Here is a 24,683-nt window from a genome sequence, read left to right as displayed (position 1 = left end):
GCGCGGTCCCGCAGGGCTCTAAAGCCGGTGCGAAAAGGATCTTCTTCGATGAATCGCAGCGAATTCAACCAGGGTGTGAAAGGCGGCCTCCTCATCGCCCTGTCCTCGGCGCCCTTTGCGGTGCTGTTCGGCGCCGTGGCAAGCGATAACGGCCTGTCGGTCATGGAAGCCGGCCTGATGAGTGCGACCGTTTATGCCGGCGCCAGCCAGCTCGTCGGCATCGAGCTCTTCGGCCACCACGTGGCGCCGTGGCTGATCGTGCTCTCCGTCTTCGCGGTGAATTTCCGCCATATCCTCTATTCGGCGGCGCTGACGCGGTTCATCACCCATTTTTCGCCGGTCCAAAAATTCTTCACCTTTTTCGTGTTGACGGATCCGCAATTCGCGGAAGCCGTCAAACGCGGCGAAAGCGGCGAGCACATCAGTTTCCCCTGGTATATCGGCTTCGGCGCGGCAATCTATTTCCCCTGGCTGTTCTTCAGCGTGGTCGGCGCGTTTTTCGGGCGGATGATGGGCGATCCGCGTGTGCTTGCGATCGACGTCCTGCTGCCGGTCTATTTTCTCGGACTGGTCATCGGCTTCCGCAGCAAGCCGGGCTTTTATCCGGTCATGGTGGCGAGCGCGCTCGGCTCCGTGCTCGGTTATCATTTCGTCGGCTCTCCCTGGCATGTCAGCATTGGTGCGGCCGTCGGCGTCGTCTTCGCCGCCCTCCTGCCCCTGGCCCCCGAGCCCGTGCCGGTGACGGCCGCCAGCGAGACGGAGAGCTGACATGGCCGACCAGTTGTCTGTGGACATGCTTCTCCTGATCCTTGCCGCGGCAGTCGCGACCTTCCTCACCCGCATCGGCGGTTATGTGCTGATCACGCGGATGAAGACGATCCCGCCGCGCATGGAACAGGCGCTCAACGCGGTGCCGGCGGCGGTTCTGACGACGCTCGTCGCCCCGGCCTTCTTCAACGGCGGCTGGGACGTCAGGATCGCCATGCTCGTGGCCCTCGTCGTCGGCATCCGATATCCGGGCCTTCTGCTTCTCGGCGCCGGCTGGGTGGCAGCGATGATCGGCCGCCACCTGCTGGGCTTCTGATTTAGGCGCCACTCACTCAGGAAAGAGGCTCGGTCGCCTTCACCAGCCATGTCTTGACCGCTTCGTCGTCGATCAGCGGCAGCAGTTTTTCGCGCACGGCCGTATGGTACTCGTTGAGCCAGGCGAGTTCCTCCGCCGTCATCAGCGCCGGCAGCACGAGGCGGCGGTCGATCGGGCACCAGGTCAGCGTCTCGAAGGCCAGCATCGGCTGATCACCGCCGTCGATCTCTTGCGGACCCTTCACATAGATCAGGTTTTCGATACGGATGCCGAAGGAGCCGGGGCGGTAATAACCGGGCTCGTTGGAAAGAATCATGCCGGGCAGCAGTTCCTGCGTCGCCAGCCGCGAGATCCGCTGCGGCCCCTCATGCACGGAGAGGTAGGAGCCGACGCCGTGGCCGGTGCCATGTGCATAATCGCCGCCGGCCTTCCACAGCGCGATGCGGGCGAGCGGATCGAGATCGCAGCCGCGCGTGCCCTTGGGAAAACGCGCGGTGCTGATGCCGATCATGCCCTTCAGCACCAGCGTGAAGAAGCGCTTGTGCTCTTCCGGAACGGAGCCGACCGCGACCGTGCGGGTGATGTCGGTCGTGCCGTTGACATATTGCGCGCCCGAATCGACCAGGAAAAGCTCGCCCGCTTCGAGCTTGCGGTTGGTTTCGGTTGTCACCCGGTAGTGGATGACCGCGCCGTGCTCGCCCGCACCTGAGATCGTGTCGAATGAAATGTCCTTCAGCGGGTTCTGCATGTTCTGGCCGACGCGGGCACGGGTCGCCTCCAGCGCCTTGACCGCGTCGATCTCGGTGATCGTGCCGGGCGCCTGCGCATCGAGCCAGCAGAGATATTCGACCATCGCCGCACCGTCCTGCAGATGCGCCTGGGCCGAGCCCTGGAGTTCTTCACGGTTCTTGCAGGCGCGCGGCAGCTTGGCCGGGTCGGAAGCCTCGATCACCTCGCCGCCGGCCGCCGTGATCGCCTTGGTAAGCGCGAGCGGCGTCAGGTCGGGATCGATCAGGATTTTTGCGCCATCCGCCGAGAAGGCCGCAAGGCGGGCGAGAAACTCCGAAGGCGGACGCTGCACGGCGATCTGGGCGAGATAGGCGGCCTGCTCGATGCCGGTTTTCATCTGGTCGAGGAAGATTTCCGCCTTGCCTTCGGCCGGGATGATGGCGCGCGACAGCGGATAGGGCGTATGCGGCACGTCATCGCCGCGGATGTTGAAGATCCAGGCAACCGATGTCGGGTCGGCGATGACGACCGCGGCAGCGCCCTTCTCCTTCACCTGAGCGGCGATCGCCGCGATCTTGTCGCTTGCCAGCGTGCCCGCATGTTCCTGTTTCTGGATCGAAACGGCACCGAGCGGCTCGGCCGGCCGGTCGGTCCAGATCGCATCGAGCGGATTGGCATCGAGCAGCACCAGCGAGCCGCCGATCTCGGCCAGCGCCTTTTCAAGCCGCCGCACTTCCGCGCCCGCATGCAGCCAGGGATCGATGCCGAGCCGAAAACCCTTTGCGCCGTGGCGTGGCAGCCATATATGCGGCGGCTCGTTGACGAGATCGCCGGGGCTGAACACCGAACCGTCCACCTGCTCGGCAAGCTGGGTGACATAACGTCCATCGACGAAAACGATAGCCTCACGCTGCGTGACGAGCGCCATGCCGGCCGATCCGGTGAAGCCGGTGAGCCAGGACAGGCGTTCGGCAGAGGCCGGCACGTATTCGCCCTGATATTCGTCGGCACGGGGAACGAGAAAACCGTCAATGCCGAGATCGGTGAATTTCGCTCTGAGCGCGCTGACGCGATCGCGGCCGAACTGCGGGGCGGACTTCACTTCGAAAGACTGGAACATGGGCTTGAATTTCCGGCTGCTTGATTCCGAGAGGGTCAAGCCATGTTAGCCGATCTTCGGCGGACAATGCCAGCCGAGGCGGAGATGATCAGCGATTGTGCATCTGCCCGAGGCGCCTGGCGCGGATCTGCCCACCCTATGCGCCGAACGCATACCACCATTGAGACAAGCCCTCTCACTGTGCAGTGCAGCAATCGCTATATTCAGATCATCGAACGGGCGCCGGACAAGGCCCGTATCAAAAGGATCACTTCCATGGCCAACTCCTTCTTCCGCAATGCTTTCAACCGCATGGTCGAAGCCCGCGAGCGCCAGGTTGCCCGTTACGTCAACGGCGCGCTCCTGAACCTCGACGAAGAAACGCTGAAGGGCCTCGGCACCAGCCGCGAAGAACTGCGCCGCAAGGGCGCGCAAAGCTACGTATTCTGATCATTCGGCCGGCGCGGGATCTCCTCCCTCACCCGCCCCGGCTTCCAGGATACGAGGCCCGCTCGAGCATCTCCTCCCTCAGGCTCGCGGGTTCGATCAGCCTCAAAACTGATCGCAAGGCGGCACCCATGGTGCCGCCTTTTTGCTGTCCGGCTCCAGCAGCTATGCGCAAATTTCAGTGCTGCACTGCAACCAAGATCAATTCTGGCGCAGATGGATCGTCACCCAGCCATTGCGCCAGATGGTGCGGACATGGGCGAGACGCACGCCGCTATAGGCGGCCAGCACCTTCCAGCGCTGTGCGGCCAGAATGCCCGAAAGGATCACCGAGCCGCCGGGCGCCAGATGTGCTGCAAGCTGCGGCGCCATCTTCATCAGCGGCCGCGCCAGGATGTTGGCGATGATCAGGTCGAACGGCCCTTCCCGGTCGAATTGAGGCGAATGAAATCCCGGCGCGGTCTCGAGCCGTATGCCGGTGGCGATGCCGTTGCGGCGAACGTTTTCCCGGGCCACCCGCACGGCGACCGGGTCGATATCGGTGGCGAGCACCGGAATGTTGCGCAGCTTGCGCACGGCGATCGCCAGGACGCCGCTTCCGGTTCCAAGGTCGAGCGCGTTGCGAACGGTGCGCGCGCGCATCACCTCCTCGATCACCTCGAGGCAGCCGGCGGTGGTGCCGTGATGGCCGGTGCCGAAGGCCTGGCCCGCGTCGATCTCGATGGCGATATCGTTGATCTTCACCTTGTCGCGGTCATGCGAGCCGTGGACGATGAACCGCCCGGCCCTGACCGGCTTAAGGCCTTCCAGCGACTTGGCGATCCAGTCGATATCCGGGATGATTTCCCGCTGGATTTCAAGGGCCGGAAAAGCCTGGGAGAGACCGTCGGCGATACGCTCGCGCACCGGTTCCTCGTCCTCCGCCATCATGTAGACGGAGGCTTCCCATATGTCCCTCTTTTCATCGACTTCGGTGGTGGCGATGGCGAAATCCTCCTCGCCGAAGACCTCCGACAGGATATCGAGGATCTCGGTCGCACCTTTTTCGGTGGACGTGACGTAAAGGCGGATTTCACTCAAGGAAGGGTCTCTCAGCTGTTCAAAACGGTGGCGGAGAGGATTGCCACAGAAGCCGTGTCGGCTTCAACGCCAAACGTATCAGCCCTTGATGAGATTTTCGAGCTTCTTGACCGCGACGTCGGGATTTTCCCCATAGGCGATGGTGCCGGCGAAGCGGCCGCCATTGTCGAGCAGGAAGACGGAAGCCGTATGGTCCATCGTGTAGTCGCCGCTCGGATCCTTCTCGTCGACCGGCACTTTCTTGAAATAGACCTTGAACCCCTTGGCCATCTCCTGGACCTTGGCCGGAGGACCGGAAATGCCCTTCACCCGGTCGGTGACATTGGAAACGTACTGGCCGAGCAGTTCCGGGCTGTCGCGCTCCGGATCGATGCTGACGAAATATCCGTTGAGCTTGGTGCCGTCCGGATCGACCTTGTGCAGCCAGCCGTTCAGCTCGAACAGCGTCGTGGGACAGACTTCCGGGCAATGGGTGAAGCCGAAGAACAGCGCCGTCGGCTTGTCCTGAAAGGCTTTCTCGGTGATCGGCTGGCCGTTCTGGGCAACGAGCTGGAACGGCACGCCGAACGGACCTTCTGCCAGCTGCTGTTTCGAACGCGTGAAAGTCAGCGTCAACGCAACCAGCACACCCGCCAGCGCAACGACCGCGATCCACAGGACAATTCGAAAGCTCTTCATCGGTATCTCTTCAGCTCGGGCCTAGTTGTCGGAGCGATAGACCCGAGGCGGCCGACACGCAATTCAAGAAGTCGTTTTCGGAAAGTATCGCGCTGATTTGTCCCACGACCGAAAAGCCGATCAGAAACACCAGGAAAGGCCGTTTTCACCGAGCGTCAGCAGAATGGAAGAGCCGAAGGCCAGCCAGCCATAGAAAGTCGCGCCTGCGAGCGTGAACAAGAGCAGGCTTGCGGCAGTGATCAGCGGCAGGCGGTAGCCGTCGGTGGCGATGCGGTCCATGATGTTCAATCTACAACCTTTTCCGGCCTTCCGGAAGGTCCGGCAACCCCAAATAAGCTTAGCGGAAGATTAATATCTCTCTGAGACCTTATAAAGGCGAAGGTGGTTTATGAATCGTTGCGGCGAGCGGGAGTGAGGATGCGGCAAGCATCGCACTGAGGGTCGCGATATCGATCATGACCACTCAAAGACATGACGTCGCCAACCCCGGCTCGCTCCCTGTTTCCATCTTGATCTGAAGCCTGCCGGACCTGTCCGGCGCCGGGAGGAATTTCAACCGCATGACGGCAACAACCATTCGCAAGACACTGTCGGTCAATCACCGGCTATGGACGCTGGCAGGATCCGCCTTTGCCGGTATCGGCGCCATGCTGCTTGTCGGCTGGTACGAAGGCCGCCAGGTCGACGAAGCGCTGCAGCGCGCCACCGAGATCCGGGAGCATGTGGACACGGTCAACGGCATGCGCATCGCCAACCTGGAGCTCGTCCTGGCAGCGATGGACACGATCGTCGACCGCGACGACAAACGCGTCGATCCTGCCCGGCTGAAGGCGATGGCGGACTCCATCGATAAGCTGAAAAACTCTGCGGGCGATCTGAAGAAACTCGCGGCCGAAATCGGCAATCCGGGCCTCGTCTCAAGTTTTGAAACGGATCTCGCGACTGTTTCGACGGCGATCCAGGTCGACCTCAGAAAAATGGTCGAAACGGGCGCGCCCGACGAAGCCTATGACAAGATCGACGACGTCATCGACGGTGCCGGCGAACGAGTCGGTACGACGCTCGAGACAGCGGCCGTCGCGGGCGAAAAACTGGTCCGCAACCGCGTCCAGGAAGCGAACGCACGTTCCTCGAACTCGCTTTATGTACAGCTTGGCTGCGGCCTGATCGCATTGGTCGCCATGGCGATCCTGCAGAGCATTCATGGCGGCGCCATCCGGCGCGGCATCGACGGCGTTCGCGCAAGCATGCAGCGGATCATCGGCGGCGACTACAAGACCCCCGTGCCCGGCATCGACCGTGGCGACGAGATCGGCGAGATGGCACGCGCCACCGACATCTTCCGGCTTGCAGCCGTCGAACGTCAGACCCTTGAAGTCAATCTGGAGGACGAACGCCGCCAGAACGAAACCCGGCGACAGGCGAGCGAAACCGAACAGAAGACCGAAGCCGAAGCGCTTCACTTCGCCGTTGATTCGCTTGCCGGCGCGCTCAACCGCCTCTCCGAAGGCGACCTCGCAGCCGCCCTCGACCGCCCCTTCCGGGGAGACCTCGAGCGCCTGCGCACCGACTTCAACCGGGTCGTCGAACGCCTGCGCCACATCATGACCGAGGTCGCCACCAGCTCCAGTTCCATCGGCGCCAACGCCAACCAGATGCGCTCGGCTGCCGACGACCTGGCGAAACGGACCGAGAAGCAGGCCGCCTCGCTCGAAGAAACATCCGCAGCCCTCGAGGAAATCACCTCCACGGTGCGCAACGCCACCAGCCGCGCCGAAGAGGCGACCCAGATGGTGAGCCATGCCAAGGACTATACGGAACAGTCTGCCAGCGTGGTGCGCGATGCCACCGCCGCCATGGGGCGGATAGAAGATGCCACCGCCGAGATCGGCAAGATCATCAACGTCATCGACGAAATCGCCTTCCAGACCAATCTTCTGGCACTCAACGCCGGGGTCGAGGCGGCCCGTGCGGGCGAGGCCGGCAAGGGGTTTGCAGTGGTCGCCCAGGAAGTGCGCGAGCTCGCCGGGCGTGCAGCCGGCGCCGCCAAGGACATCAAGGCGCTGGTCACCCGCTCCAACCAGGAGGTCAAGACCGGCGTCGATCTGGTCAGGGCAACCGGCGACGCCCTGACGCGGATTGGCGACGACGTGCTGAAAATCAATGATCACGTTCACGCGATCTTCACTTCTGCGCGCGAACAATCAACCGGACTGACAGAAATCAATACCTCGATCGGCCAGATGGACCAAGCAACGCAACAGAATGCCGCCATGGTGGAGCAGAGCACTGCTGCCAGCCATTCGTTGGCCAGCGACGCCGAAAACCTCAACCAGCTGATCAGCCAGTTCCAGATCCGTGGAGGCAATGGCCCGCGCGCCGTCGAGGTCGCGAGCGCTTCCACACCAGCCAAACCCTCCCCCGCCCTGAACTTGATGAACAAGCTCGCGGGAGCCTTCAGCAACAGTCCCGCCTCCGCCAAGCCGAAGGCCGTGGGATCCTCAGACAAATGGGAAGAGTTCTGACATGAGCAATGCCATCAAGCAGTCCGGCGCCTACCTCGAAATCGTCTCCTTCCATCTGGGGGACCAGGAATTCTGCATCGACATCATGGCGATCCGCGAAATCCGCGGCTGGGCGCCGGTGACCCCGATGCCGCACACGCCGTCCTACGTGCTCGGCCTCATCAACCTGCGCGGCGCGGTGATCCCGGTCATCGACATGGCCTGCCGCCTCGGCATGAAGATGACCGAACCGTCGGAACGGTCCGCGATCATCGTCACCGACATTGCCGGCAAGCTGGTCGGCCTGCTGGTCGAACAGGTTTCCGACATGATGACCATTCGTGGCGAAGATCTGCAGCCGGCCCCGGAAATCATTCCGGAAGCCCAGCGCGCCTTCTGCCGCGGCATTGTGGCGCTGGAAAAGACCATGGTCTGCTTCCTCAACCTCGACACCGTCATTGCCGACGAGCTGGCACGCGAAGCCGCGTAAACTGCAGCCCAAAAAGTTGCGAAATCATGTCCTGATCTTCCGTCACACGCAAATGTGACGGAAGATTAACACATTGTAATCATTTCTTATTTGTAATAATTTTATGCGGAACCCGATAATGGGCTTTGCAGTTCTCCCGTCGCAAAACGCCCAACCGAACTGCTTCAAGAACGCATCGGCTGGTTTACCCGAGATAGGAGAATGACCATGAACAAGGCTTTTGCTCTCGCAGTCCTGATGTCCGCCGCCACGATGGGAACCGCCTATGCCCGCGATATGGGCATGACGGCCAAGCCCGCCGGCGACGTCGCCATCGTCTATACCGATCCCGCAGCCGACAACAACGCCAGGCAGCTTGACGTGCCCGACAGCATCATCCATCCGAGCCCGGCAATGGTGCAACAGGCCCAGAACGAGGTGAAGACCGACCCCGCGCTGCGCGCCGATCTTCTGAACCATAATGTCGAACTCAACAACGTCGTGGCGATCGACACCGCTGCCGACGGCAGCCGGATCGTCTACGTCCGCTGATTCGCCCCTGTCCGTCTTAACGCTTCAAAACCGGGTTCGCTTGAACGAGCCCGGTTTTGTCATTTTGCCGGCGATCCTGTTGACCTCGGCCACACCGCATGACTGTATCCGTCGGAAGGATGCAGCACAGCTTGTGTCTTTCACGCTTTGGGAGGAGCACGATTGAGCGACAGCGTTGACGCCATTGTGGTGGGCGCAGGCCTGGCGGGCCTCGTGGCCGCGACGGAACTTGCAGATGCCGGCCGCTCGGTCATCATCCTCGACCAGGAACCGGAACAGAACCTTGGCGGCCAGGCCTTCTGGTCGCTCGGCGGGCTGTTTCTGGTCGATTCGCCGGAGCAGCGGCGGATGGGCATCCGCGATTGCCTCGATCTCGCCTGGCAGGACTGGCTGGGCACCGCCGGTTTCGACCGCGAGGAAGACCACTGGCCGCGCCTGTGGGCCGAGGCCTACGTGGCCTTCGCCGCCGGCGAGAAACGCTCCTGGCTGCGGCAGATGGGTCACCGCATCTTCCCCATCGTCGGCTGGGCTGAACGCGGCGGCGACTCGGCGACCGGACACGGCAATTCCGTGCCGCGGTTCCACACCACCTGGGGCACCGGCCCCGGCGTCGTCGAACCCTTCGAGCGGCGGGCGCGCGAGGCAGAGAAGGGCGGAAAGATCCGCTTCCTCTGGCGGCACCGCGTCGACAATCTGGTGAAGACCGGAAAGGCCGTGACTGGCGTTGCAGGCACAATCCTTAAGGCGAGCACGGCTGAACGTGGCGAAGATACATCGAGGACACCGGCCGGTGACTTCGAGCTCAACGCACCGATCGTCATCGTCGCCTCGGGCGGCATCGGTGGCAATCAGGACCTCGTGCGCCAGATGTGGCCGGAGCGGCTCGGGCGACCGCCTGCGTTCATGGTCTCGGGCGTGCCAAAACACGTGGACGGACGAATGATCGGCATTACGCGGGCGGCCGGCGGACAGGTGATCAACCGCGACCGGATGTGGCACTATACCGAAGGCCTGAGGAACTGGAACCCGGTTTGGGAGAACCACGGCATCCGCATATTGCCCGGTCCTTCCTCGCTCTGGTTCGACGCGACGGGCAGGCGCCTGCCCGCCCCCTTCTATCCCGGCTACGATACGCTCGGCACGCTGCAGCACATCATGGCGACCGGCTACGACTACAGCTGGTTCGTGCTGAACCAGAGCATCATCCGCAAGGAATTCGCGCTATCCGGCTCTGAACAGAACCCGGACCTCACCGGCCGGGACTGGAAGCTGACAGCGAAACGGGCGATCGGAAAAAAGGCGACGGGACCGGTCGAGGATTTTAAGGAACATGGCGAGGATTTTGTGATCGCCGATAGTCTTGCCGAGTTGGTCGCCGGCATGAACCGGCTCACCGGCAGCAATCTCCTGGACCTTGCCGATATCGAGCGGGAGATCGTCGCCCGCGACGGACAGGTGGCCAATCCCTTTGCCAAGGACGCGCAGATCATGGGCATCCACAATGCACGCCGCTCGCTCGGCGAAAAACTGGTGCGCACCGCAAAACCGCATCGCATTCTCGATCCGGCGCATGGACCGCTGATCGCGGTGAGACTGAATATCCTGACGCGCAAGACGCTTGGCGGGATCGAGACCGATCTTTTAGCGCGCGTGCTCGCAGAGGATCAGCAGGCCATTCCGGGACTCTATGCCGTCGGCGAGGCAGCCGGATTCGGCGGCGGCGGCATGCACGGCTATCGCGCGCTCGAAGGCACGTTTCTCGGTGGATGCCTGTTTTCAGGCCGCAATGCCGGCCGGGCGGCCGCGGCCGCCCTTGCCTGAGCCCCGATTACGGTTGGGGCTTGCCATTCTTCCAGGTGACGTTCTGGTTATAGAGCGGGATGGTCGAGATCGCCATCTTGGCGGAACCGTCGGTGAGTTCGCGCGTGTGGACGAGATAGATCAGCGTATCGTTGGCCTTGTCGTAGATGCGGTTGACGACCAGCGACTTCCAGATCAGCGACATGCCCTCGCGAAACACCTCGTCGCCATCCTTGGAGAGATCGATATTGCCGATCTCGATCGGGCCGGTCTGGCGGCAGGCGATCGAATTGTTGGACGGGTCCTCGAACCAGTTGCCGTTCTTCAGCCGGTCGATGATGCCGCGCTCGAAATAGGTGACGTGGCAGGTGACGCCCTTCACCTGCGGATCGGCGACCGCCTCGACGATGATGTCGTTGCCGATCCAGTCGACGCCAACCTCGCCGACCACTTCGGCGGAGGCGGGCACGGCAAGCGCACCGAGCGAAATCGCAGCGGCAGATGCGAGGCAGGCAAGGCGGTTCATGGGGTGTCTCATGGGCACGGCTCCGGTAAACGATCCGTGATCTGAGATAAGGATTGCCGGAGCGGAAACAAGCAGGCCCGGCAAAGTCCTATTTCAGCCGGCACGTGCAGGGCGCGTAACCGCCGGAAAACAACCGCCCGACCTTCATGCCGATCGCCTCCGGAATATCGCGGACATGCGGCACGGCAAGGGATTTGGCGATCGCGATCGTCGCCCGCGCGCAAACGGCCGCGTCCTCTGCCGCATTATGATGGGCAAACCTGAGGCCGAGATGCTGGGCAAGCACGTTGAGCTTGTGCGAGCCGAGATGTGGCCAGACCTTCTGCGACATCTTTACGCTGCAGAGATAGGAGAGCTCCGGATAGCTCTGCCGATAGGCATCGAGGCAGGCGCGCCAGACGCTGAAATCGAAGGCCGCGTTATGAGCGATCATCGTCGCGCCCCGAAAATCGTCGATGAACTCGTCCATCACCTCGGGGAATTCTCCCGCATCCTCGACATGCTCCGGCCGAATGCCGTGGATCGCGATATTGAAGGACGAAAACCGCATGTCCCTCGGGCGGATCATCCGCTCCTCCACCCGCACGACCTCATCGCCCTCCAGCCAGGCAAGCCCGACGGAACAGGCGCTGCCGCGCTGCTCGTTGGCGGTTTCGAAGTCGATGGCGATGGTTTTCACGGAGCAATCCTGCAGAAACTCGGTCTTCTCTACAGCGAGCGCCCCGATTCGGCAAAACAGTCGTTGCCCTCACGCCACGGCAAGGGAATAGGGCTTCACCAGACAATCGGCCGGCACGCCCCAGTCCTGCTGAAGCTTGAAGATCATTTCGACCGTCAGGGCACGCTTTCGATTGAGGATTTCCGACGCACGGGAGCGTGAACCCAGAAGATTCGCAAGGTCGCTCTGGGTCCGACCGGTCATCTCCATAAAGCCTTGCAGAAATTCGATCGGCTCCTGCTCCTCCTTTGGAAAGTCCCGGTTTTCATAGGCTTCGATAAGATCGGAGAGCACATCGAATCGATCGGCATCGGCACTTCCCTTTGCCGGAGGCTGGTCGAAATAGGGGGCGATCTCTTCGATTGCCCATTTCAAATCGTCTCCATTCCGGATTGGTCTGATATTATCCATCATATCGTCTCCGGGTCGATCCGGTCATATTCGGAATGCGTCCCCACGAACTTGATCAGCACCCGCCGGTATTCGTAAGCGACGTGAACGATCAGGCGGCATTTGTTGCCGGCGATATCGAATATGAGACGATTGTCGGCGATAAAATCAACTTTCGCGCCAAACATCCGCTTCACATCCGCCGGACCATTCCATTCCGCCCTGCTGACCGCGGCATGCCAGAAACCGAGCGGCCCTTTTGCTTGCGGGTGGCGCTCCCAAAACGATCTCAAGGTCGATTTCGCAATCACCTGCATGACATAATTTATTCCCAATACGGGAACAGATCAAGTGCCTCTCTTGACTGCCGGCCGCTCGTCTGGCCTTATCCGCGCCATGACCCGTTTCGCCGCCCACATGCATCTTACCGTGACCATTCACCCCGCAGGGTGCGTGGCGGTTTTGGCGCGTTAACCGGTCATCCGTCCACCAACCCTGCCGAAACATGGCAGGGTTCGGTTCTCCCGCTCTGCCTCGGCGAAAAACCAAGGAGAGCAAGCATGACAGAGTTCGATATCCCGCCGCCTTTAGACCCCGACGGTCGATGGCCCGAAGGCCTGTCGATCCGCGCACGCACGCCGGCGGACGCGCCGGCCATCACGGCTTTGCACAACCTGCCGGGCTATCGCTACGGCACCCTGCGCACGCCCCACCACAGCCCTGAGGAAATCCGCAAGGGCATCGAAAACCAGTCCGCCAACTTCATCTCGCTGGTCGCCATCCTGAAAGACCGGATCGTCGGCGATGTCGGGATGACGCATTACGCCAATCGCCGCGTCCACGCGGGAAGCATCGGCATGGGGGTCCACGACGCCTATACGGGTCGCGGGATCGGCCGCGCCCTGATCGGGGAAATCCTCGCCATCGCCGACCGGTGGCTGGACCTGAAGCGCATCGAGTTGACCGTCTATACCGACAACGAAACGGCGATCCGCCTCTACGAGCGGAACGGCTTCGTGAAGGAAGGCCATTTCAAGCGATTCGCCTTCCGCGACGGCGAATATGTCGACGCCTATGCGATGGCGCGCCTCAAGCCGTGAGCGGCCTCACGCGATAAAGGCGAGCCATTCATCCTCGTCCATCACCTGGACGCCGAGTTCCCTCGCCTTGTCGAGCTTGGAGCCGGCGCCCGGGCCGGCGACGACATAGTCGGTCTTCTTGGAGACCGACCCGGCCACCTTGGCGCCAAGGCTTTCCGCCCGCACCTTGGCCTCGTCGCGGGTGAACTTTTCGAGCGAGCCGGTAAAGACGACGGTCTTGCCGGCGACCGGGCTGTTCGATGCGACCGGCTGTTCGGCCTCCTGCGGCGTCACCTCTTCGCGAAGCCGGGTGATCACCTCGACATTGCGCGGCTCCTTGAAGAACTCGACGATGGCGCGCGCCATGACCTCGCCGATCCCCTCGATATTGTTGAGATCGTCCCACGCGTCGCCGGAAAGCTCGGCCGCGTCGTCCATGGCCTTGGCAAAGGCCTCATAGGTGCCGTAGGCGCGCGCCAGGAGCTTGGCGGTGGTCTCGCCCACATGGCGGATGCCGAGCGCGTAGATGAAGCGATGGAGGGCGATCTTGCGCCGCTCGTCGATCGCGTCGAACAGTTTCTTGACACTGACCTTGCCGAAGCCCTCGATATTTTCGAGCTTGGTAAGCGTCGACGCCTCCTGCCGCCTCTTCAGCGTGAAAATGTCCGGCGCGGTGCGGATCCTTAGCGCCTCGTCTTCCGCCTCGAAGAAGAAGTCGATCTGCTTGGAACCGAGGCCTTCGATATCGAAAGCATTGCGGGAAACGAAATGCTTCAGGTGCTCGGTCGCCTGCGCCCGGCAGACGAAACCGCCGGTACAGCGGGTGACCGAATCGAGCTTGCCGGTCTTTTCGTTGCGCTCCCGCACCGCATGGCTGCCGCAGACCGGGCATTTCTTCGGGAATTCGTAAGGCACCGCTTCCGAAGGACGCTTCTCCATCACCACGTCGAGCACCTGCGGGATGACATCCCCTGCCCGCTGCACGATGACGGTGTCGCCGACTCGGATATCGTGATCCGGCTCGCGGATCGGCTCGCCGGAATTGCCCAAGCCCTTGATATAATCCTCGTTGTGCAGCGTCGCATTGGTAACGACCACGCCGCCGACGGTGACAGGTGTCAGCCGCGCCACCGGCGTCAACGCTCCGGTGCGGCCGACCTGGATGTCGATCCTCTCCACATGGGTGAAAGCCTGCTCGGCCGGGAATTTATGGGCCGTCGCCCAGCGAGGCGAACGCGAGCGAAAACCGAGCCGGGCCTGCAGGTCGAGCCGGTCGACCTTGTAGACGACACCGTCGATCTCGTAGTCGAGATCCGGGCGCTTGAGGCCGATATCCTTGTAATGGGCGATGATGTCCTCGACCGCGTGCAGGCGTTTCATCAGCGGGTTGACCGGAAAGCCCCATTCCCTGAATTTTTCGACCATGCCCATCTGTGTGTCGGCCGGCATGTCCGACATTTCTCCCCAGGCATAGGCGAAAAATTTGAGGTTGCGACTGGCGGTCACCTTGGCGTCGAGCTGGCGCAGCGACCCGGCGGCGGTGTTGCGCGGGTTCACATAGGTCTGCTTGCCTTCCGCCGCCATCTGCTCGTTGAGGGCCAGGAAATCGCTCTTGCGCATATAGACCTCGCCGCGCACCTCGACGACATCGGGCACGCCTGCGGGCAGGCGGTTCGGGATCTCCTTGATCGTCTTGATATTCTCGGTGACGTTCTCGCCAGTCGTGCCGTCGCCGCGGGTGGCGGCATTGACCAGCCGGCCGTTCTCGTAACGAATCGACATGGAAAGCCCGTCGATCTTCGGCTCGGCGGTAAACGCGATCGAGCCGTCCGGAAGCTGGCCGAGGAACCGGTAGACAGAGGACACGAAATCCCGCACGTCATCGTCGGAAAACGTGTTGTCGAGCGACAGCATCGGCCGCGAATGGGTGATCGAGGCGAAGGTCGGCAGAGGCGCGGCGCCGACCCGGATGGAAGGGCTATCGGCGCGGATCAGCTGCGGGAACCGCTTCTCGATCGCATCGTTGCGCCGCTTCAGCGCGTCGTAATCCGCGTCCGAAATCTGCGGCGCGTCATGGCCGTGGTAGAGCTCGTCATTGCGGGCGATCTCGGCTGCCAGATAGGCGAGCTCGGCGGCGGCCTGTTCTTCGGTCAGGTTTTCGACAGGCGTCTGTTCGGCGGGCATGCGGGTCTACTCCTCGGATAGCGAGGAATCGTTTTGTAGAGCAAAATTTACCGATGGGAAGAGCGGATGGAGGGTCTCGGAGGACGAGGCTACCCGCCACCCGCCAGCAACCTTTTCGCAGCCGCCCTCGCCTCGTCGGTGACAGAAGCCCCGGCGAGCATGCGGGCGATCTCTTCGGTGCGATGCTCGGGTTCCATGGTGGCGACGCGGGTGGCGATCTTGTCGGTGCCCTGGCCGGCCGGCCCCTTGGAGATCAGCAGATGCGTGGCGGCCCGCGCGGCCACCTGAGGCGCGTGGGTAACCGAGAGCACCTGCACCTTGTCAGACAGACGTTTCAACCGCTGGCCGATCGCATCCGCCACCGCACCGCCGACACCGGTGTCGATTTCGTCGAAGACCAGCGTCGGGGCCGAGCCGCGATCAGCAAGCGCCACCTTGAGCGCCAAGAGGAAACGCGACAGCTCGCCGCCCGAAGCGACCTTCATGATCGGGCCGGGACGCGTGCCGGGATTGGTCTGGACGTGGAACTCGACGGTATCGATGCCCTCGGCGCTGGCGGCTTCCGGATCGCTCGCCACATCGACCATGAAACGGGCGCGCTCGAGCTTCAGGGCCGGCAACTCTGCCATGACAGCCCCGGCCAGCGATTCGGCGCCATGCCGACGTTTTTGGGAGAGGGTGACGGCGGCCTGATCGTAGGCGGTCTTGGCGGCAGCAGTCAGTTTTTCCAGCTCGCCAAGCCTCTCCTCGCCAGCATCGAGATCGGCCAGGTCGGCGATCATCTTTTCGGCGAGCGCCGGCAGGTCGGCGACCGGGATCGAATATTTGCGGCCGGCGGCCCTCAGGGCAAACAGCCGCTCCTCGACCCGCTCCAGCTCGCGCGGGTCGAACTCGGTCCGCCGCAGCGCCGCCTCGACTTCCATCTGGGCATTGGAGAGATAGTTGAGCGCCTGGTCGAGAAGCTCGACCGTCTCTTCGAGCAGGCCCGGCGCTTCATGGCTCTTGCGCTCCAGCCGCCGCACCAGCGAGGCGATCAGCGGCACGGGCGATGCATTGCCGTTGAGGAATTCGGAGGCGTCGGAAATGTCGCCGGCGATGCGCTCGGATTTCTGCATCCGCGAGCGCTGTTCGGCGAGTTCGTCCTCCTCGCCGTCGCGCGGCGAGAGCGCCTCCAGCTCCTCGACCGAGGCGCGGATATAATCGGCCTCGCGGGCCGCGGCCTCCACCTTGGCACGATGCGTCTTGAAGGCGCGCTCGGCGTCCCGCCAGGAGCGGTAGAGGGTGGACAGCTGCTGCACCTCGTCGCCGAGGCCGGTAAAGGCGTCGAGCAGCGCGCGGTGCGCGTCGGTATCGATCAGCGCCCGGTCGTCGTGCTGTCCGTGGATTTCGACCAGAAGCTGACCGGCCTGACGCATCAGCTGCACACTGACCGGCTGGTCATTGATAGAAGCGCGGGTGCGCCCGTCGGCCGACTGGATGCGGCGGAAGATCAGGTCGCCGTCGTCGTCAATGCCGTTATCGCGCAGGAGTTTTCGGGCGCCGTGGCTGCCGGAGACGTCGAAGACCGCCGTCACCTGGCCCTTGTCCTCCCCATGGCGCACCAGGCCGCCGTCACCGCGGCCACCGAGCGCCAGCGAAAGACTGTCGAGGAGAATCGATTTGCCGGCGCCGGTTTCGCCGGTCAGCACCGAAAGACCGGTCTCGAAGGCAAGATCCAGCCGCTCGATCAGAACGATATCGCGGATCGACAACTGGATCAGCATGTCTCAGACCTTATGCGCCGATCAGCTTGGCCCCGGCGCGGGAAATCCACGAACCGCGATTCTCGCGGGGCTCGACGCCATTGCCCTTCAGCAGCTTGAAGGAGTCGGCATACCACTGGCTGTCGGGATAGTTGCGCCCGAGGACTGCGGCAGCGGTCTGCGCCTCTTCCGTAATGCCCATCGCATAATAGGCTTCGGTCAGGCGTGCCAGCGCCTCTTCCACCTGGTTGGTGTTCGGGTACTGCTCGACGACATTACGGAAGCGCTGGATCGCGGCGAGATATTCCTTGCGCTCCAGGTAATAGCGGCCGATCTGCATTTCCTTGCCGGCCAGCTGGTCGCGCGCAAAGCGGATCTTCGCCTGCGCATCCTCGACATATTCCGAACTCGGATAGTTGGTGACGACCTTGTTCATCGCATCGATGGTGCGTACCGCGGCGCGCTGGTCCTGGGTCACGTCGGCGATCTGCTTGGAGTAAGCGAGGCCGACGAGATACTGGACATAGGCTGAATCCTGCGACTGCGGATACTGGGCCATATAGCGGTTGCCGGTGGCGACGGCTTCGTCGTTGCGGCCCAGCCGGTACTTGGTGAATGTGCTCATCACGAGCGCCTTGCGGCCCCATTCGGTAAACGGGTTCTGACGGTCGATCGCATCGAACTTGCGGCTCGCTTCGGAAAGGTTGCCGGCCTTCATGTTGGCGAGACCCTGGTTGTAGAGCGTCTCCGGGGCATCCGTTTCGAGACCGAGCTTGGTGATATCGATATCGGGATCCGATTGGCAGGCGGTCATGCCAAAGCCGGCGCCAGCCAGCACCAGCGACACAAGCGCTACTCTTGCCGTCTTACGCATTGCAACAGACCTTACATGGTTCATTCGACAATTCCTGATCGTCCCGCGCCTGAGAAGCCCGCTGCCCAAGCAGGCCGTTCTAGCCATAAAAGCAAAGGGAGAGCAACGCAATGCTGCGGCATTAATGCATTTTTGTGGCACGCCGCCGCAATACGGCATTTCAAGGTTAAATCGAAACATGTCTCCCAAAAGAAAAAGGCCGCTTCCGGGGAAGCGGCCGAGTCGACTGGATCAACTTTCTCAGGCAAACCAGGATGACAGTTCCGGCACGTTGACCGGTACGAACTCCCGTGCCCGCACGCGAGCCGCCCGCGACGACGGAGCCTCGACGACCTCGTAAGCCGTCGGGTCGCTCATCAGCGCCTTCAGCGCATTGGCATTCATCTTGTGGCCGCCGCGATAGGAGCGGTAGCAGCCAATGAACTGGGCGCCGGCAAGCGCCAGGTCGCCGACGGCATCGAGCGTCTTGTGGCGGACGAATTCGTCCTTGTAACGAAGGCCCTCGACGTTGACGATCGTGTCGTCGTCCGAGATGACGACCGAATTTTCGAGCGAGGAACCAAGTGCGTAGCCGGCGGCCCAGAGACGTTCCACGTCGCGCATGAAACCGAAGGTCCGGGCCCGGGAGAGTTCCTGCTTGAAGGTCGCAGCGGTCAGGTCGCCCTTCCAGCTCTGGCGGCCGATCAGCGGCGAAGAGAAGTCGATTTCCACCTCGAAGCGCGTGCCGTCATAGGGCCGGAATTCCGACCAGGACGCGCCGACGTCGATACGGACCGGCTTCAGGACGCGGATATAACGGCGCTTGATGCCGAGATTGACGATGCCGACCTGCTCGATGGCTTCGATGAACGGAAGGGAGCTACCGTCCATGATCGGCATCTCGCCGCTGTCGACTTCGACCATGAGGTTGTCGACGCCCAGCGCATAAATCGCGGCCATCACATGTTCGATCGTCGCGACGGAGCGGGTCAGCGACGTGCCGAGAACGGTGCAGAGATCGGTATTGCCGACCTGGGAGGAGACAGCGCGATATTCGACCGAGCTGCCGTCGTCCAGAAGACGCGTGAAGATCACGCCGGTGCCGGCTTCGGCAGGCTGAAAAGTGAGGCTGACGGGGGCTCCAGAATGAACACCAATTCCCTTGAGGGTTACCGGGGAAGCGATGGTGGTCTGGAAACCGAACAGTCCGATGGTCATTCCTGCTGCCTTCTTTTCGCCGGATCCGTAAAGAAAATGGATCCGAATTTCTTGAGCGCCGCTGGACCGATCACCTGAATCGGTCGATCTCTTTTGGCGTCCCTTAGCGTCCTTCATACGCAGCCGTCCGGCACAATCCAAATCACTGTTCATTTCGGATTGTTACGTTGTTAACCCTGCGTCTTGATTGACAAAACGAGCGAAGGCCCGGACGCGTGATCCGGGCCTTCTTCACATTTCGTGACCGTCTTTAACTCGAGTGGAAATCAGTTCGATTGACGGCGCAGGAAGGCCGGAATTTCGAGCTGGTCTTCCTCGTGATGGGCCTGCGGAACCGCACGTCCGTGATCGTCGAGATTGCCGCGGCGCGGTGCGTAGAGGCTGGCTTCCGCCGACAGCGGACGACGCTGCTGCGGGGCCGGAGCCGGTGCTGCCGGCTCGACGTGAGCAGGCTCTTCCTCTTCGCGGCGGCCGAGCGAATTGGTGATCCGCTTCAGGAGACCCATCGGGCCGCGCTCTTCCTGTACATGCTGTACCGGCTGGGCGCGGTGATCCATCTCGGCCTTCACGACCGGCGGGAAATCCTCGACCTTCGGCATGCGAACCGGTTCGACCACCTGCGACATCGAAGGCGCGATCGGCTCGCGATAGACCGGCTGCGCCGGGCGCGGAGCCGGCTGGCTCATCACCGGGGCAGGCTGCGGCTGCACGTGATGCTGAACCGGTGCCGGCTGCGGGGCCGGAGCCGGGCGGCTCATCACCGGTGCGGGCGCTTCCGGAGCAGCACCGAAGATGCGGCTCTGCGGGCGGAACTCTTCCGGCTGCTGCATCACCGGCTGCTGAGCGACCGGCTGGGGTGCCTGTGCCGCATACTGCTGCTGCGGTTCGGCGATCGCGAGTTCGCGTTCCATCTCGGCTTCCGCCATGCGGATCGTCTCGGCGATCGGATCGACGACCGGCTTCGGAACCGGAGCTGCCTGCATGACCGGAGCCGGCTGAGCGGCAACCGGAGCCGGAGCAATCGCTGCCGACGGGCGGATGATCGGCTTTGCGGCGGCGCGGATTTCGGCGGCACGGATGTCGACGGCGCCGGCGGCACGATCGATGCCGGTCGCCACGACCGACACGCGGATCAGGCCTTCGAGCGCTTCGTCGAAAGTCGCGCCGAGGATGATGTTGGCATCCGGATCGACTTCCTCGCGGATACGGGTCGCGGCTTCATCGACTTCGAAGAGCGTCAGGTCGCGGCCGCCGGTGATCGAGATCAGGAGGCCCTGGGCGCCCTTCATCGAGGTCTCGTCGAGCAGCGGATTGGCGATGGCAGCCTCGGCGGCCTGCATGGCGCGGCCCGGGCCGGATGCTTCGCCGGTACCCATCATCGCGCGGCCCATCTCGCGCATCACCGAACGGACGTCGGCGAAGTCGAGGTTGATCAGGCCTTCCTTGACCATCAGGTCGGTAATGCAGGCGACGCCCGAATAGAGAACCTGGTCGGCCATCGCGAATGCGTCGGCGAAGGTCGTCTTGTCATTGGCGATGCGGAAGAGGTTCTGGTTCGGGATGACGATCAGCGTGTCGACCGACTTCTGCAGTTCCTGGATGCCGGATTCGGCAAGGCGCATACGGCGCTGGCCTTCGAAGTGGAACGGCTTGGTGACGACGCCGACGGTCAGGATGCCCTTCGAGCGGGCGGCCTGCGCGACGACCGGTGCTGCACCCGTGCCGGTACCGCCGCCCATGCCGGCGGTGACGAAGCACATATGAGTGCCATGCAGGTGATCGACGATCTCGTCGAGGCATTCTTCCGCGGCGGCGCGGCCGACTTCCGGCTGCGAACCGGCGCCGAGACCTTCGGTGACCCGAGCCCCCATCTGGATGATGCGCTCGGCCTTGGTCATGGTCAGCGCCTGGGCATCGGTATTGGCGACGACGAAGTCGACGCCTTCGAGGCCGGCAGTGATCATGTTGTTGACGGCGTTGCCACCCCCGCCACCGACGCCAAACACGGTAATCCGAGGCTTCAACTCGGTGATATCAGGCTTTTGCAGCTTGATGGTCATTGCACCAGTTCCTTCTTTTGCTGGCCGTATCGCCGCCGGCCAATTCATTGCAACTCTTCTCCGATGCGCGGGGGCCTACGCCCCTCGCATCAAAAACTTTCTTTCAGCCACTGTCCGACGCGGGCCAGCCGGCCATTGCCGCTTCCCAGCGAAGCCATCAGGCCGCTCTGCGAAGCGTGTGTTTCTAGATCCGCGACCTGCGGATAGATCATCAGGCCGACCGCCGTCGAAAACGCCGGTCCCTTGGCTGCCGTCGGCAGGCCCGAGACACCCATCGGGCGGCCGATCCGGACGTTGCGCGCCAGGATGCGGCGCGCCGTTTCCGAAAGACCGGTGAGCTGGCTGGCACCACCGGTCAGCACGACGCGTTTTCCCACGATCGGGCTGAAACCCGACTTCTGGATGCGGTCGCGGATGAGTTCGAGCGTTTCTTCGATGCGGGCCTGCACGATGCGGGTAACCAGCGAGCGCGGCACCTGAGTCGGCTGGTCGCGGTCGTCCTCGCCGATCGGCGGAACGGAGATCACGTCGCGCTCGTCGGAGCCGTTGGCGAGCGCCGAACCGTGCACGACCTTCATGCGCTCCGCATCCTCGATACGGGTCGACAGGCCCCGGGCAAGGTCGGTGGTCACATGATGACCGCCCAGGCTGATCGCATCCGTGTGGACGAGCTTGCCCTCGGCAAAGACCGAGATCGTCGTCGTGCCGCCGCCCATGTCGATCGCCGCGCAACCGAGTTCGACTTCGTCGTCGACAAGCGCCGCAAGGCCGCTGGCATAGGGGGTCGCAACCATGCCCTCGACCGAGAGGTGGGCGCGATTGACGCAGAGTTCGAGGTTCTTCAACGTGGCGCGCTCGGCAGCCACGACATGCATGTCGACGCCGAGTGTGTCGCCGAACATCGCCAGCGGATCGCGGATGCCGCGCTCGCCGTCGAGCGAGAAGCCGGTCGGAAGCGAATGGAGGATGGCACGATCCTGGCGCAGCGACTGCTGGCTTGCCGCGATCAGAACCTTCTTGAGGTCCGCCTCTTCCACTTCCTGGCCACCGAGATCGATCGTCGCAGTATAGACGTCGCTGGTGATGCGGCCGGCGGAGACATTGACGATCAGGCTGTCGACGGTAAGCCCCGCCATACGCTCGGCGGCATCGACCGCGAGACGAACGACGTTTTCAGCAGCGTCGAGATCACCGATCACCCCGGACTTCACGCCGCGCGAGCGCTGATGGCCGATGCCGATGATCTCGATATTGTGGGTGCGGCCCGGCAGAACCTGGCTTTCCTGGCGCGGCGTCAGCCGGGCGATCATGCAGACCACCTTGGTGGAGCCGATATCCAAGACCGAGACAACATGGCTGCGTTTGGAAGACAGCGGCTTCATGCGCGGCAGGCCGAAATGGGAGGAACCGAATACGCTCAAGACTGCTCTCCCAGTTTCTTCAGGGCCTTGGTCCGCGCATCGAGCGCCTCCTTGCGGCGATCCATGGCGCCGGAGGTCAGCTGAATGGTCGTGCGATCCTCAAGCCTAAGATCGACCGCGGCGACATCCCGCTCCAGCAAACCCTGCTCCTTTTCGAGGCGAGCGAGCACGGCGAGCGCCTTGGCGACGTTGTCTTCCGGCAGCTTCAGCACGACGCCGTTGTCGAGATGCAGATCCCAGCGACGGCTGGCGATGCGGACATAGGCCTTCACGCGATTTTTCAGCTCAGGCCAGCTCGACATCGCATCCTCGAAGGAGGCGGCAGCCGTTTCGGCATCGCGGCCGACAAACAGCGGGAGCGAGGCGAACTTGTTGTCGCGCAGCGGCGCGATCACGCTGCCGTTCTTTTCGATCAGCGACAGCTCGGAACCATGCTGCCAGATGCCAAAAGCCTGACGTTCCTTCAGCATCACCTCGATCGTCTTCGGATAGATCTTGCGAACTTCGGCATACTGAACCCAGGGAAGCGCGGACAGCTTGCGGCGGGCCGAATCGATATCGAGGGCGACAAGCGAGGTCGTGCCGTCGAGGCCGAGAAGCTGCAGGATGTCGATTTCGGACGTCTGGTCATTGCCCGAGACGCGCACATCCTCGATCGCAAAGCCGACCGCAGCCGTGGTCGCCTGGGCGACCGTCTGGCCGTGACCGCCAAGCGACATGCCGTAGAGACCGACCGCCGCGAAGAAGCCGGCGGCGGCAACCGTTCCGGTATGGGCCGGGATATGGATGCGACCGGTGGCGAGGCTGACGCAGAAGCGAAACACCCGGCGAAGCGGGCGAGGAAGCACCCGGCGCTCTTCGGCACCGAGATAATGAGCCTGAGAACGGCCGCGCGGTCCACCCGCCTTTCTGCCGATCAACGCAAACACGTAGCGTCCTCCACCATCCAACGGACGAGTTCACCAAACGAGTGGCCGGCATGTGCGGCCATTTCGGGCACCAGCGAGGTCGGGGTCATGCCCGGCTGCGTATTGATTTCCAGCCAGATAACCTCGCCATTCTCGGAGAAGCGGTCGTCGTAACGAAAGTCGGAGCGACTGACGCCACGGCAGCCCATCGCCTGATGCGCCTTGAGCGCTAGTGTTTGAATCTTTTGGTAAATATTCGGTGAAATTTGCGCCGGAATGACGTGTTTCGAACCACCCTCCGCATATTTCGCGTCGTAATCGTAAAAGGCGTGGCTGAGCGGCACCACTTCGGTAACTCCAAGCGCCACATCGCCCATCACGCCACAGGTCAGTTCGCGGCCATAGATATAGCGCTCGACCAGCACGCGATCGCCGTAGCGCCACTCGGACGAACCGATGATCTGCGGTGGATGCGACTGATTTTCCTGGACGATCACGACGCCGAAGGAAGACCCCTCACGCACCGGCTTCACCACATAGGGTGGCTTCAGCGGATGAGCACTGCCGATATCGAAGCGACTCATGGCCTTGGCTTCGGCGACCGGAATGCCGGACGCCTTGGCGACGTGCTTGGCCTGATGTTTGTCCATGGCAAGCGCCGAGGCCAGCACGCCGGAATGCGTATAGGGAATTTCGAGATATTCGAGGATGCCCTGGATCGTGCCGTCCTCGCCGAAAGGTCCGTGCAAGGCATTGAAGGCAACGTCCGGCCGAAGTTCGGAGAGAACCGCCGCCACATCCCGGCCGACATCGACGCGGGTGACGCGATAGCCCTCGCCTTCGAGAGCCTCCGCGCAGGCATTGCCCGAGGACAGGCTGACAGGCCGCTCGGAGGAAAACCCTCCCATCAAAACAGCCACGTGCTTGTCGCTCATCAATCACTCCCGCCAAAAAGGACTTCACTCTAAACTGCGGCGCTTGCGCCAACCTGTTCCCCAGACGATTCCCGCCGGATGTTAGGCATGCCTGCATTAGTGCCCTAATATAGTTAACAAACCGTTTACCTTGATTAACCCGGGCAGCCAAAAGCATGAAAACAAAGGAAAAATCGACCTGTCGGATATTAACGCCGCGTTTGAGGC

Annotated in this window: 24 protein-coding genes; 8 read left to right on the top strand and 16 right to left on the bottom strand. The window is 62.6% G+C overall.

Going from position 1 to position 24,683, the window contains the following annotated elements; all coding sequences use genetic code 11:
* Positions 1-48: 48 nt before the first annotated feature.
* Positions 49-768 (top strand): AzlC family ABC transporter permease, encoded by a 720-nt coding sequence (locus PMI07_RS26160; RefSeq protein ID WP_007768476.1) that lies wholly within the window; start codon positions 49-51, stop codon positions 766-768.
* Position 769: 1 nt separating this feature from the next.
* Complete coding sequence (locus PMI07_RS26155; RefSeq protein WP_007768473.1) at positions 770-1,084, top strand: AzlD family protein; 315 nt, start codon at positions 770-772, stop codon at positions 1,082-1,084.
* A gap of 16 nt (positions 1,085-1,100) precedes the next feature.
* Here PMI07_RS26155 and PMI07_RS26150 read toward each other — a convergent pair whose 3' ends face one another.
* Entirely contained in the window at positions 1,101-2,933 is a 1,833-nt protein-coding gene (locus PMI07_RS26150) for an aminopeptidase P family protein (RefSeq protein ID WP_024164170.1), read from the bottom strand.
* Positions 2,934-3,188: 255 nt separating this feature from the next.
* Between PMI07_RS26150 and PMI07_RS35450 the strand changes: the two genes are divergently transcribed.
* A complete protein-coding gene (locus tag PMI07_RS35450) occupies positions 3,189-3,362 on the top strand; it encodes a hypothetical protein (protein ID WP_037088460.1) in 174 nt (57 codons plus the stop codon).
* A 198-nt stretch (positions 3,363-3,560) separates the two neighbouring features.
* Here the strand turns inward: PMI07_RS35450 and PMI07_RS26140 are convergent, their stop codons facing one another.
* The 3 genes from PMI07_RS26140 to PMI07_RS35120 form a co-directional block, all read right to left on the bottom strand.
* Positions 3,561-4,439, bottom strand: a complete 879-nt coding sequence (locus tag PMI07_RS26140) for a 50S ribosomal protein L11 methyltransferase (protein WP_007770381.1) — start codon at positions 4,437-4,439, stop codon at positions 3,561-3,563.
* Between the two features lie 78 nt (positions 4,440-4,517).
* The gene (locus PMI07_RS26135; RefSeq protein WP_007770382.1) at positions 4,518-5,117 is read right to left on the bottom strand and encodes an SCO family protein; all 600 of its coding nucleotides are present in this window, start codon (positions 5,115-5,117) and stop codon (positions 4,518-4,520) included.
* Positions 5,118-5,237: 120 nt separating this feature from the next.
* Positions 5,238-5,405: a hypothetical protein gene (locus PMI07_RS35120; RefSeq protein WP_155956650.1), complete on the bottom strand. Its 168-nt coding sequence runs from the start codon at positions 5,403-5,405 to the stop codon at positions 5,238-5,240.
* 272 nt (positions 5,406-5,677) lie between these two features.
* Here PMI07_RS35120 and PMI07_RS26130 point away from each other — a divergent pair, with 272 nt between their 5' ends.
* The 4 genes from PMI07_RS26130 to PMI07_RS26115 all read left to right on the top strand — a co-directional run bounded on the left by PMI07_RS26130 (position 5,678) and on the right by PMI07_RS26115 (position 10,463).
* Positions 5,678-7,642, top strand: a complete 1,965-nt coding sequence (locus PMI07_RS26130; RefSeq protein ID WP_007770385.1) for a HAMP domain-containing methyl-accepting chemotaxis protein — start codon at positions 5,678-5,680, stop codon at positions 7,640-7,642.
* A gap of 1 nt (position 7,643) precedes the next feature.
* The gene (locus tag PMI07_RS26125; RefSeq protein WP_007770391.1) at positions 7,644-8,111 is read left to right on the top strand and encodes a chemotaxis protein CheW; all 468 of its coding nucleotides are present in this window, start codon (positions 7,644-7,646) and stop codon (positions 8,109-8,111) included.
* 207 nt (positions 8,112-8,318) lie between these two features.
* Positions 8,319-8,642 carry a hypothetical protein gene (locus tag PMI07_RS26120; RefSeq protein ID WP_007770392.1) on the top strand — a complete coding sequence of 108 codons (324 nt, stop codon included), beginning with the start codon at positions 8,319-8,321 and terminating at the stop codon, positions 8,640-8,642.
* A gap of 162 nt (positions 8,643-8,804) precedes the next feature.
* On the top strand, positions 8,805-10,463 hold the full coding sequence (locus PMI07_RS26115) for an FAD-binding dehydrogenase (RefSeq protein ID WP_007770393.1): 1,659 nt from the start codon (positions 8,805-8,807) through the stop codon (positions 10,461-10,463).
* A 7-nt stretch (positions 10,464-10,470) separates the two neighbouring features.
* Here the strand turns inward: PMI07_RS26115 and PMI07_RS26110 are convergent, their stop codons facing one another.
* From PMI07_RS26110 to PMI07_RS26095, 4 genes are all read right to left on the bottom strand, one after another.
* Positions 10,471-10,968 carry a CreA family protein gene (locus PMI07_RS26110; RefSeq protein ID WP_037088426.1) on the bottom strand — a complete coding sequence of 166 codons (498 nt, stop codon included), beginning with the start codon at positions 10,966-10,968 and terminating at the stop codon, positions 10,471-10,473.
* 88 nt (positions 10,969-11,056) lie between these two features.
* A complete protein-coding gene (locus tag PMI07_RS26105; RefSeq protein WP_007770396.1) occupies positions 11,057-11,647 on the bottom strand; it encodes a 3'-5' exonuclease in 591 nt (196 codons plus the stop codon).
* A gap of 69 nt (positions 11,648-11,716) precedes the next feature.
* Positions 11,717-12,097 carry a transcriptional regulator gene (locus PMI07_RS26100; RefSeq protein WP_037088424.1) on the bottom strand — a complete coding sequence of 127 codons (381 nt, stop codon included), beginning with the start codon at positions 12,095-12,097 and terminating at the stop codon, positions 11,717-11,719.
* A complete protein-coding gene (locus PMI07_RS26095) occupies positions 12,097-12,393 on the bottom strand; it encodes a type II toxin-antitoxin system HigB family toxin (RefSeq protein WP_007770401.1) in 297 nt (98 codons plus the stop codon). Before PMI07_RS26095 ends, PMI07_RS26100 begins: the two co-directional genes overlap by 1 nt.
* Before the next feature lie 243 nt (positions 12,394-12,636).
* Here PMI07_RS26095 and PMI07_RS26090 point away from each other — a divergent pair, with 243 nt between their 5' ends.
* Positions 12,637-13,176: a GNAT family N-acetyltransferase gene (locus PMI07_RS26090; RefSeq protein ID WP_007770403.1), complete on the top strand. Its 540-nt coding sequence runs from the start codon at positions 12,637-12,639 to the stop codon at positions 13,174-13,176.
* Between the two features lie 6 nt (positions 13,177-13,182).
* Here PMI07_RS26090 and ligA read toward each other — a convergent pair whose 3' ends face one another.
* From ligA to PMI07_RS26050, 8 genes are all read right to left on the bottom strand, one after another.
* A complete protein-coding gene (gene ligA, locus PMI07_RS26085) occupies positions 13,183-15,339 on the bottom strand; it encodes an NAD-dependent DNA ligase LigA (protein WP_007770405.1) in 2,157 nt (718 codons plus the stop codon).
* A gap of 89 nt (positions 15,340-15,428) precedes the next feature.
* On the bottom strand, positions 15,429-17,102 hold the full coding sequence (gene recN, locus PMI07_RS26080; RefSeq protein ID WP_007773450.1) for a DNA repair protein RecN: 1,674 nt from the start codon (positions 17,100-17,102) through the stop codon (positions 15,429-15,431).
* Between the two features lie 10 nt (positions 17,103-17,112).
* Positions 17,113-17,979, bottom strand: coding sequence for an outer membrane protein assembly factor BamD (locus PMI07_RS26075; protein WP_037088422.1), 867 nt, complete (start codon positions 17,977-17,979; stop codon positions 17,113-17,115).
* A 216-nt stretch (positions 17,980-18,195) separates the two neighbouring features.
* Positions 18,196-19,152 (bottom strand): UDP-3-O-acyl-N-acetylglucosamine deacetylase, encoded by a 957-nt coding sequence (lpxC, locus tag PMI07_RS26070; protein WP_007773454.1) that lies wholly within the window; start codon positions 19,150-19,152, stop codon positions 18,196-18,198.
* 266 nt (positions 19,153-19,418) lie between these two features.
* Positions 19,419-21,212, bottom strand: coding sequence for a cell division protein FtsZ (gene ftsZ / locus PMI07_RS26065; RefSeq protein WP_024164169.1), 1,794 nt, complete (start codon positions 21,210-21,212; stop codon positions 19,419-19,421).
* Between the two features lie 89 nt (positions 21,213-21,301).
* The gene (gene ftsA / locus PMI07_RS26060; RefSeq protein ID WP_024164168.1) at positions 21,302-22,633 is read right to left on the bottom strand and encodes a cell division protein FtsA; all 1,332 of its coding nucleotides are present in this window, start codon (positions 22,631-22,633) and stop codon (positions 21,302-21,304) included.
* Positions 22,630-23,562 carry a cell division protein FtsQ/DivIB gene (locus PMI07_RS26055; protein ID WP_007768090.1) on the bottom strand — a complete coding sequence of 311 codons (933 nt, stop codon included), beginning with the start codon at positions 23,560-23,562 and terminating at the stop codon, positions 22,630-22,632. Before PMI07_RS26055 ends, ftsA begins: the two co-directional genes overlap by 4 nt.
* Complete coding sequence (locus tag PMI07_RS26050) at positions 23,550-24,476, bottom strand: D-alanine--D-alanine ligase (protein WP_007768093.1); 927 nt, start codon at positions 24,474-24,476, stop codon at positions 23,550-23,552. The genes PMI07_RS26055 and PMI07_RS26050 overlap by 13 nt, the downstream gene beginning before the upstream one ends.
* Positions 24,477-24,683 lie beyond the last annotated feature (207 nt).

Source organism: Rhizobium sp. CF080 (assembly GCF_000282095.2).
In the GTDB taxonomy this organism is placed as follows: domain Bacteria; phylum Pseudomonadota; class Alphaproteobacteria; order Rhizobiales; family Rhizobiaceae; genus Neorhizobium.
This window is presented reverse-complemented; position numbering and strand designations above follow the sequence as displayed.

What these genes read in the sequence shown, in the direction of transcription:
- ftsZ (WP_024164169.1), bottom strand. Translation starts at nt 21,212, where the DNA reads ATGACCATCAAGCTGCAAAAGCCTGATATCACCGAGTTGAAGCCTCGG.
- PMI07_RS26135 (WP_007770382.1), bottom strand. Translation starts at nt 5,117, where the DNA reads ATGAAGAGCTTTCGAATTGTCCTGTGGATCGCGGTCGTTGCGCTGGCG.
- PMI07_RS26125 (WP_007770391.1), top strand. Translation starts at nt 7,644, where the DNA reads ATGAGCAATGCCATCAAGCAGTCCGGCGCCTACCTCGAAATCGTCTCC.
- PMI07_RS26155 (WP_007768473.1), top strand. Translation starts at nt 770, where the DNA reads ATGGCCGACCAGTTGTCTGTGGACATGCTTCTCCTGATCCTTGCCGCG.
- PMI07_RS26050 (WP_007768093.1), bottom strand. Translation starts at nt 24,476, where the DNA reads ATGAGCGACAAGCACGTGGCTGTTTTGATGGGAGGGTTTTCCTCCGAG.
- PMI07_RS26150 (WP_024164170.1), bottom strand. Translation starts at nt 2,933, where the DNA reads ATGTTCCAGTCTTTCGAAGTGAAGTCCGCCCCGCAGTTCGGCCGCGAT.
- recN (WP_007773450.1), bottom strand. Translation starts at nt 17,102, where the DNA reads ATGCTGATCCAGTTGTCGATCCGCGATATCGTTCTGATCGAGCGGCTG.
- lpxC (WP_007773454.1), bottom strand. Translation starts at nt 19,152, where the DNA reads ATGACCATCGGACTGTTCGGTTTCCAGACCACCATCGCTTCCCCGGTA.
- PMI07_RS26160 (WP_007768476.1), top strand. Translation starts at nt 49, where the DNA reads ATGAATCGCAGCGAATTCAACCAGGGTGTGAAAGGCGGCCTCCTCATC.
- ligA (WP_007770405.1), bottom strand. Translation starts at nt 15,339, where the DNA reads ATGCCCGCCGAACAGACGCCTGTCGAAAACCTGACCGAAGAACAGGCC.
- PMI07_RS26100 (WP_037088424.1), bottom strand. Translation starts at nt 12,097, where the DNA reads ATGGATAATATCAGACCAATCCGGAATGGAGACGATTTGAAATGGGCA.
- PMI07_RS26095 (WP_007770401.1), bottom strand. Translation starts at nt 12,393, where the DNA reads ATGCAGGTGATTGCGAAATCGACCTTGAGATCGTTTTGGGAGCGCCAC.
- PMI07_RS26130 (WP_007770385.1), top strand. Translation starts at nt 5,678, where the DNA reads ATGACGGCAACAACCATTCGCAAGACACTGTCGGTCAATCACCGGCTA.
- PMI07_RS26110 (WP_037088426.1), bottom strand. Translation starts at nt 10,968, where the DNA reads ATGAACCGCCTTGCCTGCCTCGCATCTGCCGCTGCGATTTCGCTCGGT.
- PMI07_RS26075 (WP_037088422.1), bottom strand. Translation starts at nt 17,979, where the DNA reads ATGAACCATGTAAGGTCTGTTGCAATGCGTAAGACGGCAAGAGTAGCG.
- PMI07_RS26090 (WP_007770403.1), top strand. Translation starts at nt 12,637, where the DNA reads ATGACAGAGTTCGATATCCCGCCGCCTTTAGACCCCGACGGTCGATGG.
- PMI07_RS35450 (WP_037088460.1), top strand. Translation starts at nt 3,189, where the DNA reads ATGGCCAACTCCTTCTTCCGCAATGCTTTCAACCGCATGGTCGAAGCC.
- PMI07_RS26120 (WP_007770392.1), top strand. Translation starts at nt 8,319, where the DNA reads ATGAACAAGGCTTTTGCTCTCGCAGTCCTGATGTCCGCCGCCACGATG.